The organism is Sphingobium sp. WCS2017Hpa-17 (genome assembly GCF_031843765.1).
In the GTDB taxonomy this organism is placed as follows: Bacteria; Pseudomonadota; Alphaproteobacteria; order Sphingomonadales; family Sphingomonadaceae; genus Sphingobium.
The window spans coordinates 262817-274853 of sequence record NZ_JAVTIV010000002.1; the positions used below are offsets into that span (position 1 = coordinate 262817).

Consider the following 12037-nt stretch of genomic DNA (forward strand, 5'->3'; position numbering starts at 1 on the left):
GATGAAACGTGCCTTGCTTTGTAGCGTCATGGCGTTGCTGCTCGTCGCCAATGCACCCGCCGCCGATTACGACATCGTCATCCGGGGGGGGCGGGTGCTGGACGGCGCCGGCAACCCCTGGGTTCGCGCTGATGTTGCGATCAAGGAAGGGCGGGTCATCCAGGTGGGTCAGGTGAGCGGTCATGGCGCAAAAGAAATCGACGCCAAGGGTCGCTATGTCTCCCCCGGCTTCATCGACATGATGGACCAGTCCGGCGGCGTGCTGCTGAAAAATGGCGCGGCGGAGAATAAGCTCCGCATGGGTGTGACCACCGTGATCGCGGGTGAAGGCGGCACCCCGGTCGAGGCGGCGCAGATCCCCGCATATTTCGCCCAGCTTGAGAAACAGGGCATCTCGGTCAATTTCGGCAGCTATTATTCCACCACCCAGGCGCGGATGAAGGCGATGGGCGATGGTGCGGGCAACCCGACGCCAGCGCAGATGGACATGATGCGCAAGGAAGTGCGCACCGCCATGGAAGCGGGCGTGTTCGGCGTGACCAGCGCGCTCATCTATCCGCCCAGCAGTTTCTCGACCACCGCCGACCTTGTCACCATGGCGAAAGTGTCGGCCCAGTGCGGCGGCTTCTACGCCACCCATATGCGCGACGAAAGCGGCGACCTTGTCAAAGCCGTCAACGAGGCGATCGAGATCGGAGAACAGTCGGGCGCGAAGGTCGAAATCTTTCACCTGAAGGCGGCATTCGCACCGGGCTGGGGCAAGCTGATGCCCGAAGCGATCGCGGCGGTGAACGCGGCGCGGGCGCGGGGCGTCGATGTCGCGGCGGACCTTTATCCCTATACCGCCGGCGGAACCGGTCTGGAGATCATCGCGCCGAGCTGGGTATGGGCCGATGGCGTGCAGAAGGGGATCGAAAGGCTGAAAGACCCCAAGCTGCGGGAACGGATGAAGAAGGAGGTTGCGGCCGGCTCCATGCCCGGCTGGTCCAATCTGGTGCAAGCATCGGGCGGCTTCGGCAATGTCATCCTCGCCAATGGCTTCAGCCAGAAATATGCGCCCTATCATGGTCAGAGCCTGGAAAAGATCGGTGCCGCACTGAAGCGCGATCCAGCCGATGTGGCGTGGGATATCCTGCTGGCGGGGCTGCCCAACCGGTCCGTCGCCCTCTATTTCATGATGAATGAAGGCGATATCGAAACCGCCCTGCACCAACCATGGGTCAGCATCGGCAGCGATGCAGCCGCGTCGGAAAAGTTCGGCCAGATGGACGCGCTCGGCCTGCCGCACCCGCGCGCCTATGGCACCTTCCCGCGCATCATCGCCGAATATGTGAAACGCCGCCCGGTGCTCTCGCTGGAGGATGCGGTGCGCAAGATGACCGGCTGGCCTGCCCAGCGCATGGGCCTGACCGATCGCGGCCTGATCCGCGACGGGATGCGCGCCGACATCGTCATCTTTGATCTCGACCGGCTGGACGACGTCGCCAGTTGGGACAAGCCGACGGCAGCGCCCACCGGCATCGACACGGTGCTTGTGAACGGTGTCGTGACGATCGAGGATGGCCGGCACAGCGGTGCGAAGGCCGGGGCCGTGCTGCGTCACGGCTGCGGCGGCTGAAACAGAGGGAGGACAGAATGAAGCGGATTTTATGGACGGCGCTGGCGACCAGCATGCTGGTCACGCCGGCCTTGGCACAGGACAAAGCACCGTCGCAGCGCAGCTATATCCAGGCCGGCCGTCTGCTCGCCGACCCGGCAACCGGCCGCGTCGACAGCAACAAGACGATCGTGATCGAAGGCGGCAAGATCGTCGAGATACGCGATGGCTTCGTGGGTGAAGGCCAGGTGATCGACCTGCGTGATGGCTTCGTCCTGCCGGGCTTCATCGACAGTCATGTGCATATCACCTCCCAATCCGGTCCCGACAGCCGGCTGGACGGCGTGACCAAATCGACCACGGCGCAGGCGTTCGACGGCATCGTCTATGCAAAGCGCACGGTACGGGCCGGTTTCACGACCGTCGCCGATCTCGGCTCAGATCCTGAAGCGATCAACGCGCTGCGCGACGCCATCGCGCAGAAGAAGGTCGTCGGGCCGCGCATCCTGGCTGCTGGCATCGTCGCGGCGCATGGCGGCCATGGCGACGTCCATGGCTATCGGCAGGAAATACTGGACCTGTTCCGCCCGACCACCCTTTGTTCGGGCGCCGACGATTGCGCCCGCGCGGTTCGGCAGGCGGTGCAGCAGGGGGCGGACGTCATCAAGACAGCCTCGACCGGCGGCGTCATGTCGGACACGGCGGCTGGCCTTGGCCAGCAGATGAGCGACGCCGAACTCCTCTCCATTGTAGAGACGGCGCACCGGCTGGGACGCAAGGTTGCGGCCCATGCCCATGGCACGGACGGGGTCAACGCCGCCCTGCGCGCCGGCGTGGATTCGGTCGAGCACGGGACCTATCTCGACGCGGAATCCATCCGCCTGTTCAAGGCGAAGGGCAGCTATCTTGTGCCAACCCTGCTGGCTGGCGACACCGTGACGCGGCAGGCGGAAACCGCCGAATGGATGCCCGCCACCGTCCGGGCCAAGGCGCGGATCGTCGGTCCGCTGATGATCGACGCCGTGCGCCGCGCCCGCGCCGCCGGCATCAATATGGCGTTCGGCACCGACTCCGGCGTCTCCGCCCATGGCGACAATGCCCGCGAATTCGCGCTGATGGTACAGGCGGGCCTGCCGCCGATCGACGCCATCCGCGCCGCGACCGTGTGGGCCGCCACCCATGTCGGGCTGGATAAGGAGGTCGGCTCGATCACCCCCGGCAAGGCGGCGGACATCGTCGCGGTCAAGGCCGATCCGCTGGCCGATATCCGCGCGCTCGAAACCATGGCCTTCGTGATGAAGGGAGGGGATGTCGTCCGCGCCGTCGGCGAATGACCCCTTCCTGACCCCGCAATGACCGACCTGCCCGAACCGGCTCCGCAACCCTGCGGGGCCGGATGGCCCTTTTCATGCCCAGACTTTGGAGATTCTCATGCAGCGCCTCACGCTTGCCGTCACGATCGAAACGCTTCGGCTGGCTGAAACCTTTCGCATATCCGGCCGGGCGATCGACAGCGCGGACGTGATCGTCGTCACCCTGGACGATGGCGATCATCGCGGGCGGGGGGAGGCCGCCGGCGTCTATTATCTGGGCGACGATATCCCGCAGATGCTGGCGATGCTCGATCTGGCACGCCCGGCGATCGAGGCGCATCCCTCACGCGCGGAGTTGCGCACCATCCTGCCGCCCGGCGGCGCGCGCAATGCGGTCGATGCAGCGCTCTGGGATCTGAAGGCCCAGCGTTCGGGCACACCCGTCTGGCAACTGGCCGGGCTTCAGGAACCCAGTCCGCTGCGCACCACCTTCACCATCGGTGCCGACGATCCCGCGCGCATGGCGGCCAAGGCGCACGCTCATGCACAAGCCCGTTCGATCAAGGTCAAGCTGACCGGCGACCTTGATCTCGACATTACCCGCGTCGCTGCGATCCGTGCCGCGCGACCCGACATCTGGCTGGGTGTGGACGCCAATCAGGGTTTTGCCGTCGCCGACCTTGATGCCCTTGTTGCGGCCATGGTGGCGGCCAGGGTTTCCCTGATCGAACAGCCCCTGCCACGCGGGCAGGAAGCGATGCTGGAAGGGTTGGACTCACCCATCCCGCTGGCCGCCGACGAAAGCGCCCTGACGCTGGACGATGTCGACGGACTGAAGGGGCGGTTCGACGTCTTCAACATCAAGCTCGACAAATGTGGCGGCCTGACCGAAGGACTGATGATTGCCGATGCCGTGCGTCAGGCGGGTCTGGGCGTGATGGTCGGCTGTATGGTCGGCAGCAGCCTCGCCATGGCGCCGGGCTTCCTGCTGGGGCAGGTCTGCGACTTGGTCGATCTCGATGGCCCGCTCTTCCTTGCGCAGGACCGGGCGCCGGCCATGATCTATGAATATGGTCTGGTCCATTGCAGCGCAAACGTCTGGGGCGGCTGACACAAAAAGGGCAGCGACCCGTTCAGGCCGCTGCCCCTTGCAGAACGGGGAGGGAAAGGCCCGTTCAGAATTTCAGCTTCACTCCGCCCGACATGTAACGGCCGATCACATCATAATGGGGGCTGATGAAGGGGGTGAGCGGCGGATCGACATCGAACAGATTGTTGACATTGCCGAACAGGGTGAAGGCACCGGCTTTGAACTGTACGCCCGCGTCGGTATATATCCGCCCGTCCACAGCATTGTTGCGGATCGACTGGCCATTGGGGCCGACCTGTCTGCTATAGACGCCGCCATCGACATAACGCAGGCGCAGATTGGCGCCGAAGGCGGTGCTGTCATAGGCAATCGTGCCGGTCAGCCGCCATTTGGGCGTGGAGAACGCCGTCTCCCCGCCCACAATGCCCGTGACATCGGTGCCGTTGATCTTCAGGTCGAAGACATGGTTGGCCAGTGCATGGAAGGACAGGCTGCCTGCGCCGACCGCCATGCGATAGGAGGCTTCGACATCAATCCCGCGCGTGCTGTAATGGGCAAGGTTACGATAATAGGTCTGTAGGGATTCGATCGTGCCATTGGTCGCGCGGGTGATGACGCCGCCACAGCTGGGGTCATTCGGATCGGCGGCAAAACACTGGTTCAGCGTATCCTGCGCCGTGATCGTCGTGATCACATTGTCGATCTTGATGCTGTAATAGTCGGCAGACAGCCGCAGCCCGCGCGCGAAGCGGGGGGAATAGGAACCGCCCAGCGTCAATGTATGCGATATTTCGGGTGTCAGGTTCGGATTGCCACCACCATAGACGACGACATTGGTTTGCGGCGCGCCCAGAAAGGGGTCCTGCAAATTGCCAATGCCGGTGGAGCGGCTGAGATAATATTCGCCGATGCTGGGCGAGCGGATATCCCGCGAATAGACGGCGCGCAGCAGCAGGTCGTTGACCAGCCGCAATGTGCCGCCCGTCTTCCAGGACCAGATGCCGCCGCTCGTGCTGTAGTCCGAATAGCGGGCGGCGCCGTTCACCTCCAGCCTTGCGACATCGACGGCGTCGATCAGCGGCATGTTGACCTCGACAAAGGCCTCCTTCACGCTGAAATGGCCGCTGGTCGCGGAGGAATTGAGCGTGCCCAATGCCTTGACCAGCGACAGCGCATCCACATGGTTGGTGACCTGCCTTTCCCAGCGGACATCGGTGCCGAAGGCGACATCCACTGCGCCGGCCCAGGTGGAAAAGGGCTGGCCCTGCACGCTGGCACCGGCGGCATCCAGCTTCATCGTGTAGATGAGGTGCGATCCGCCGAAGGCGTATGCCGCCGCAGCGTCGGAGATATTGCCGTTGCCCAGCAAATTGATCGGCGCACAGGTCGGATCGTCATTCGCGGTGGAGGCATCGGCATTGATCCGGCAGACGGCCTGGCCGTCCACCAAAATGCTGTCGACCGCATTGTTGAAACGGGCGGTGATGCGCTGATTGTCGATCCGGCTGCTGATCCGCGCCTCGCCATGATCATAATAGAGATTATAGCTCCACCCGTCGCCGAACGTCCCGTCCAGGCCGATCGCACCCTCGATGATGCGCCGGCTCGTGCGTAGCGTCAGCATCTTGTCCGCGCCGACATCGTCCAGCATCCGCCCCAGCAGGAAGGGACCGGTGACGCCCGCCGCTGCCAGCTGGTCGCGCGCGCCTTGCGTCAGGAAGGCGTTGTCCGGCCGGATCACCGCCAGCGGCGTCTCGGGGAAGAGCCCGTAATGGGATGTGGTGCGATGGAAGCTCGCATTGGCCCAGATTTTCACATTGTCGCTGATCTCATAATCCGCGCGGGCAAAGAGGTTGGCGCGTTTGTAGGGTGTGCTGACCGCGACATAGTCGTAGATATTCTGCCCGTCGCCGCCGACCGTATATTGGCCCGCCGTCTCGCTGCCCAACGGCAGGGGGCCGACGCTGCCATCGGGATTGAAGATCAGGCCATAGGGGACGCCAGTCGCACTCAATATGGACCCGCCCCGGTTCAAGAGGGTGAAATTGGGATTACGCACCAGTTCCAGCTGGCCGTCGGCATGCTGGAAGACGCCGGCTTCGAGATTGGGCCGCTCCTTCCGGTTCAATATGCCGCGTTCGAGCAGATAGTCGCCCGACAGCATGACATGTCCCCGACCATCGGCGAAATTGGCGCCCCAGGCCAGGTCGGCACCATAGCGGGCGCCGTCGCCGCGACTGGACACGCCGCTCTGCATGCCACCGCGCAGGCCAGTCATGTCATCGTCCAGCAGGATATTGACCACGCCCGCGACGGCGCCTGACCCCCAGGCGGCCGATGCGCCGCCGGTCACGACGTCGATCTGTTTCACCAGATTTTGCGGAATAGCATTCAGGTCGTTGCTGCCGATGAAGCGATGGCCGTTGAGTAGGGTCAGTGTGCGCACCGCGCCCAAACCGCGCAGGTCGGCGGTCGAAACGCCGCTATTCGTCCCGCCGACCGTGGTCGTCGGGGTGGATGTCGGGCGGAATTGCGGGGCGTCGTTCAGCACCTGCGCGATGCTGGGTCGGTTGCCGAGGTCCAGGTCCGCGCCGCCGATCACCGTGGTCGGCGTGGGCGCATCATATCCCGATCGCTGGATGCGCGACGCGGTGACGACAATCTCCTCGCGTGCGTCGGCCGTCTGAGGTGCGACGTTCCCTGCTTGGGCCACCGTCCGGGCTCCTGTCTGGGCCAGTAGCGGGTTGCCCCATGCCAGGACGGACAAAGCCGTTCCCGCACACCATCTCCAGGCTGCGACGTCCATAATCTCCCCTTTCTCCCTTGGCCGGCCGGACCGACGCCTTGTTCCGCTGCCGCCATTGCTGCGTGCAGTCTGAAGAGAAAGAAGCAGAAAATTTAGAAAATATCAACTTGATATGAAAAATATTTCAAATATTGAAAAATTATTCAAAATCAAGACGAGGTGGCGGCCGCTAAGGGCTGCAACAGGCGATTTGCCTGTCCAACTCGTTGTTCATTTTGAAGGGCTGGCAGGCCGCTCACCCTGTGCAGGGAGCGGCCCGCTCGCATATCATTCGGGCGCGATTGCGCTCCATTTCCGGTCGGATGCGGCATTGGCGATGACGGTCTCGACAAAGGCCATGGTCCGCAGGCCGGCTCCGATCGAAGGGAAGCCGTCCGCCCTGTCGTCGGCGCCCGTACGGATACGGGTCGCGAACAGGCGATAGAGATTGGCAAAGGCCTCGATATAGCCTTCGGGATGGCCCGCTGGCGTGCGCAGGCGCGGCAGGGTGGAAGGCGCCAGTCCCGGTCCGCCGGCTCGCACCAGTTCCGTTGGCCGGTCCAGCCAGCGGAGGGTCAATGTGTTCGGCTCCATCTGCGACCATTCCAGGCCGCCCTTTTCGCCATGGATGCGCAGCTTCAGGCCATTCTCATCGCCTGCCGCGATCTGGCTGGCCTTGAGCGTGCCGCGCGCGCCATTTTCCAGCCGCAGCAGGATGCCCACATCATCGTCCAGCCGGCGCCCCTCGACATGGGTGGTCAGGTCCGCGCACAGTTCCCGCACCTCCAGGCCCGACACATGTTCGGCCAGGTGGAAGGCATGGGTGCCGATATCGCCAAGGCAGCCGCCCAGTCCCGCGCGCGCAGGGTCGGTGCGCCATTCGGCCTGCTTGTTGCCATCCCGGTCGATCGGCTGGCTCAGCCAGCCCTGCGAATATTCGACCTGCACCAGCCGGACCTTGCCGAAATCGCCCCGCGCCACCCGCGCCCGCGCCTCTTCCACTAGGGGATAGCCGCTATAGGTGAAGGCGAGGCCGAACTGGCGGCCGGACCGTTCTGCCGCCTGCGCAATCTGCCGGGCCTCCGCCAGGCTGAGCGCCATCGGCTTTTCGCAGAAGACATGAAAGCCGGCATCCAGCGCGGCGATGGCCATCGGTGCATGCAGATGATTGGGGGTCACGATGGCAATGGCATCGACGCGCTGATCGACAGGGAGCGCCGCCTCCGCCGTCAGCAGCGCATCGAGCGAATCATATACTCGCGACGGCACAATGCCCAGCACCGTGCCGGATCGCTGATTGCGTTCGGGGTCGCTGCTGAAGGCGCCCGCCACCAATTGCCAGTCGCCGTCCAGTGCGGCGGCTGCGCGATGGATCGCGCCGATGAAGGCGCCTTCGCCGCCGCCTGCCATGGCTAGGCGCAACGCTCTTACGGTCATCTCTCTCCTCCTTCTATGCTGTTCACCGGTAGCGCAATCACTCCGGTCTTGATCTCGGATGATTTACCGGTAAATGAATAGCAAGAATAAACAAGACGGAGAGTCGAGGATGCGCAGGGTAGCGAACCTCAGCCTGATACCGGCCGCAGCTCTAGCGGCCATCGCCATGTCGGCCAGCGCGCAGACCCCGCCGCCGGCCTTTGGCGCCTGCCGCGCCTGCCATACTGTCCAGAAGGACGCGAAAAGCGGCATCGGCCCCAATCTGAACGGGGTCGCAGGGCGTGCGGCGGCATCATTGCCCGGCTTTACCTATTCGGCGGCGCTCAAGGGATCGAAGCTGCGCTGGGACGATCAGACTCTGGACGCCTTCCTGGCCGCACCGATGAAGAAAGTGCCCGGCACCCGTATGCCGATCGGTACGCCCGATCCGGCCAAGCGCGCTGCCATCATCACCTATCTGAAGAGTCTCAAATGAAGCAGAGCAATGGCATGCGCGGTCCCGCCATCCTTCTCGCCCAATTCATGGGCGATGCGGCGCCCTTCGATACGCTGGACAATGCTGCACGCTGGATGGCGGATGCGGGTTACAAGGGCATTCAGGTGCCCAGTAACGATCCGCGCTGCATGGATCTGGCGCTGGCGGCCGAAAGTCAGGATTACTGCGATGAGCTGGCCGGCCGTTGCCGCGAAGCCGGTGTCGAGATTTCCGAACTGTCGACCCATTTGCAGGGGCAGTTGGTCGCGGTTCACCCCGCCTATGACGCGGCCTTCGACAATTTCGCGCCACCGCAATTGCGTGGCAAGCCGGTCGAGCGGCAGGCCTGGGCCGTCGATCAGTTGAAGCTTGCCGCCAAGGCGAGCCGCCGACTGGGGCTGAAAGCGCATGCCACCTTCTCCGGCGCCTTCGCCTGGCCCTTCATCTATCCCTGGCCGCAGCGCCCCGCGGGGCTGGTGGAAGAAGCGTTCACGGAACTGGGCCGGCGCTGGCTGCCGATTCTTGATGCGTTCGAGGACGAGGGTGTGGACCTCTGCTACGAATTGCATCCGGGCGAGGATCTGCATGATGGTCTGACCTTCGAGCGGTTCCTTAACGCCGTTGGCGGTCACGCGCGCGCCAGCATCCTCTACGATCCCAGCCATTTCGTGTTGCAGGCGATGGACTATCTTCAGTTCATCGACATCTATCGCGACCGCATCAAGATGTTCCATGTGAAGGATGCGGAATTCAGCCCGACCGGCAAGGCCGGCGTCTATGGCGGCTACGCCGACTGGGTCGATCGCCCCGGCCGTTTCCGCTCGCTGGGCGACGGGCAGGTGGACTTTACCGGCATCTTCTCGCGCCTCACCCAATATGGCTATGACGGCTGGGCCGTGCTGGAATGGGAATGTTGCCTGAAGCATCCCGAGGATGGCGCGCGTGAAGGCGCGCCTTTCATCGAGGCGCACATGATCCGCCGGCCGGAACGGGCATTCGACGATTTTGCGGGCGGCGGCGATCCCGCCAACAACCGGCGCTGGCTGGGACTGGCCTGACAGCGACGCAAATCAAGGCCCCGATAACAAACATCATATGGGGCACAGGGTAGAGGAACGGGCATGACGGGCATAAACCGGCAGAGGCTATTTTGGTTGAGCGTATTGGCGCTCTTCACCGCGTCGATGAGCGCGGCGCTGCGCGCGGCGATCGCCAGCAGTCTGAAGGCGGAATGGATCGACCCGATCGCGCCGATCGCTGCGGGCGAGATGATCGGCGCCGCGCTAGGCTCCGCTTTCCTCGGCTTTTCGATCACCGTCTTCGTGGTCAGCGCCTTTCTCGATACGCTGGGTGTGCGCCGCGTCCTGATCGGCTGCGGTGTCGCCTTCCTGATCGGCACGACGCTGATCGTCGGCGCAGGCAGCTTTGCCAGCGGCATGGGCATCTATCATCTGGTGTGGCTCGGCATGTTGCTAAGCGGCATCGGCTGGGGCTTTGCCGAAGCGTCGATCAACCCGCTGACCGCGCGCCTCTATCCTGACGACACGACCCATCGTCTGAACGTGCTGCACGCCTGGTATCCCGGCGGTCTGATCGTCGGCGGGCTTGCCGGCGTCTTTCTCGCCTCGGTTTTGCCGTGGCAGGCGATCATGGCGCTGGCTTATATCCCCGCCATCGCCGTCGTGCTGATCGCTGCTACCACCAGCTTCCCCGCGCCCCCTGCAACCGCAGGCAGCCGCGCGATGAAGGACATGATGCTCGAAGTGTTCCGCCGCCCCAGCTTCTTCATCTGGTTCGGCGCGATGTTCCTGACTGCCTCGTCCGAACTGGCGCCGGGCCAGTGGATCGACGTCGCGCTCACCAATCGCGTCGGCATGCGCGGCATATTGCTGCTCGTTTATGTCAGCGCGCTGATGTTCGTTTTCCGCCATTTCGCGGGGAAGATCGCCGGTCGCCTGTCCAACCCCGGTCTGCTCTGGGTGTCCAGCCTGCTTGCCGCCATCGGCCTCTTCCTGCTGTCGCAGGCGCAGTCGCCTGTCTCCGCCATCCTCGCCTCGACCGTCTGGGGCCTTGGCGTCTGTGCCATGTGGCCGACCATGCTGGCTTCGGTCGCCGAACGCTATCCGCGCGGCGATAGCTGGGCGCTGGGCCTTGTCGGATCGGCGGGCGCGCTCGCCAGCTTCTTCGTTCTGCCGCAACTGGGCGAGATGTTCGACCGCGCGAAGGTCGAGATTGCGGGTGGTCCCGAAGCCTTCACCCGCCTGACCGGGGAAGCGCTCCGCGCCGTGGAAGATGCCGCCGCATCGCAATCCTTCGCGCGCCTGACCTTCGTGCCGATCACGCTATTGTTCGTCTTTGGCGGCATCTGGCTCGCCGAGCGACGCGCCGCCAACCGAGGGACGGGCGCATGACGATATCCCGTCGCACCATGATCGGCGCGACCGTGGCGGTGGCAGCCGCCCCCGCTATCGCCGCAGCCGCCGGCAAGGGCAGTTCCAACGCCGCCCGCTTCTCGCTCGCCTACGCCCCGCATGAAGGCAGCTTCGCCAGCCGGGGCGCTTTGCTCGAACAGATTGCCTATGCCGCCGATCAGGGCTTTACCGCCTGGGAAGATAATGAAGCCCGCGCCCGCCCGGTCGAACAGCAGGAAGCCATGGCAAAGGCGCTGACCCAGCGCGGCATGACCATGGGCGTCTTCGTCGCCTCCATGCCCAAATGGGCGGATTTCCGCCCGCTGCTGGGCAGCAATGACGATGCCGAGCGCGAAGCCTTCCTCGCCGACGTCCGCTCTTCAGTGGAGGTCGCCAAGCGCCTCAATGCGAAACATGCGACCGTCGTCACCGGCTTCATGGACCGCAAGTTGCCGCAGGATATCCAGACTGCGCGCATCATCGACTGCATGCGCCGCGCCGGCGATATCGTCGCGCCCCACGGTTTGACGCTGGTGATGGAACCGCTCAACACCCGGACGAACCATCCCGGCGTCTTTATGCAGTCGATCGCGCAGGGTTATGCCGTCGCGCGCGGCGCGAACAGCCCCGGCGTGAAGATATTGGCGGACCTCTATCATGAGCAGATCCAGTCGGGGAATCTGATACCCACGCTCGACGCCTGTTGGACGGAGATCGGCTATATCCAGTTCGGCGACAATCCCGGCCGCAAGGAGCCGGGCACGGGCGAGATCAACTATGCCAATATCGTCCGCTGGCTGCGCGGGCGCAATTATGGCGGCGTGATCGGCATGGAACATGGCAATTCGGTGAGCGGCCGGGAGGGCGAGGATCGCCTGATCGCCGCCTATCGCGCTATCGACAAAGCATAAGACAGGAGGAGGCGAGAG

General features: G+C 64.2%; 9 protein-coding genes. 7 read left to right on the plus strand and 2 right to left on the minus strand.

The window, feature by feature from the left end; genetic code table 11:
• The first annotated feature begins 1 nt into the window (after position 1).
• The 3 genes from RQH62_RS05475 to RQH62_RS05485 all read left to right on the plus strand — a co-directional run bounded on the left by RQH62_RS05475 (position 2) and on the right by RQH62_RS05485 (position 4021).
• On the plus strand, positions 2–1618 hold the full coding sequence (locus tag RQH62_RS05475; protein WP_311267736.1) for an amidohydrolase family protein: 1617 nt from the start codon (positions 2–4) through the stop codon (positions 1616–1618).
• A 17-nt stretch (positions 1619–1635) separates the two neighbouring features.
• Positions 1636–2931 (plus strand): amidohydrolase family protein, encoded by a 1296-nt coding sequence (locus tag RQH62_RS05480; protein ID WP_311267737.1) that lies wholly within the window; start codon positions 1636–1638, stop codon positions 2929–2931.
• Between the two features lie 97 nt (positions 2932–3028).
• Complete coding sequence (locus RQH62_RS05485) at positions 3029–4021, plus strand: dipeptide epimerase (RefSeq protein ID WP_311267738.1); 993 nt, start codon at positions 3029–3031, stop codon at positions 4019–4021.
• Between the two features lie 64 nt (positions 4022–4085).
• Here the strand turns inward: RQH62_RS05485 and RQH62_RS05490 are convergent, their stop codons facing one another.
• Both RQH62_RS05490 and RQH62_RS05495 read right to left on the minus strand, forming a co-directional pair.
• Complete coding sequence (locus tag RQH62_RS05490) at positions 4086–6713, minus strand: TonB-dependent receptor domain-containing protein (RefSeq protein ID WP_311267739.1); 2628 nt, start codon at positions 6711–6713, stop codon at positions 4086–4088.
• Positions 6714–7073: 360 nt separating this feature from the next.
• On the minus strand, positions 7074–8222 hold the full coding sequence (locus tag RQH62_RS05495) for a Gfo/Idh/MocA family oxidoreductase (protein WP_311267740.1): 1149 nt from the start codon (positions 8220–8222) through the stop codon (positions 7074–7076).
• Positions 8223–8331: 109 nt separating this feature from the next.
• Between RQH62_RS05495 and RQH62_RS05500 the strand changes: the two genes are divergently transcribed.
• The 4 genes from RQH62_RS05500 (at position 8332) to RQH62_RS05515 (ending at position 12019) form a co-directional block, all read left to right on the plus strand.
• Positions 8332–8697: a c-type cytochrome gene (locus RQH62_RS05500; RefSeq protein WP_311267741.1), complete on the plus strand. Its 366-nt coding sequence runs from the start codon at positions 8332–8334 to the stop codon at positions 8695–8697.
• Positions 8694–9755: a sugar phosphate isomerase/epimerase gene (locus tag RQH62_RS05505; protein WP_311267742.1), complete on the plus strand. Its 1062-nt coding sequence runs from the start codon at positions 8694–8696 to the stop codon at positions 9753–9755. The genes RQH62_RS05500 and RQH62_RS05505 overlap by 4 nt, the downstream gene beginning before the upstream one ends.
• Positions 9756–9851: 96 nt before the next feature.
• The gene (locus tag RQH62_RS05510; RefSeq protein ID WP_311267743.1) at positions 9852–11108 is read left to right on the plus strand and encodes an MFS transporter; all 1257 of its coding nucleotides are present in this window, start codon (positions 9852–9854) and stop codon (positions 11106–11108) included.
• The gene (locus tag RQH62_RS05515; protein ID WP_311267744.1) at positions 11105–12019 is read left to right on the plus strand and encodes a TIM barrel protein; all 915 of its coding nucleotides are present in this window, start codon (positions 11105–11107) and stop codon (positions 12017–12019) included. Before RQH62_RS05510 ends, RQH62_RS05515 begins: the two co-directional genes overlap by 4 nt.
• The last annotated feature ends 18 nt before the right edge of the window (positions 12020–12037 follow it).

Coding starts and splice junctions, on each gene's coding strand:
- RQH62_RS05475 (WP_311267736.1), top strand. CDS start 2: ATGAAACGTGCCTTGCTTTGTAGCGTCATGGCGTTGCTGCTCGTCGCC.
- RQH62_RS05480 (WP_311267737.1), top strand. CDS start 1,636: ATGAAGCGGATTTTATGGACGGCGCTGGCGACCAGCATGCTGGTCACG.
- RQH62_RS05485 (WP_311267738.1), top strand. CDS start 3,029: ATGCAGCGCCTCACGCTTGCCGTCACGATCGAAACGCTTCGGCTGGCT.
- RQH62_RS05495 (WP_311267740.1), bottom strand. CDS start 8,222: ATGACCGTAAGAGCGTTGCGCCTAGCCATGGCAGGCGGCGGCGAAGGC.
- RQH62_RS05500 (WP_311267741.1), top strand. CDS start 8,332: ATGCGCAGGGTAGCGAACCTCAGCCTGATACCGGCCGCAGCTCTAGCG.
- RQH62_RS05505 (WP_311267742.1), top strand. CDS start 8,694: ATGAAGCAGAGCAATGGCATGCGCGGTCCCGCCATCCTTCTCGCCCAA.
- RQH62_RS05515 (WP_311267744.1), top strand. CDS start 11,105: ATGACGATATCCCGTCGCACCATGATCGGCGCGACCGTGGCGGTGGCA.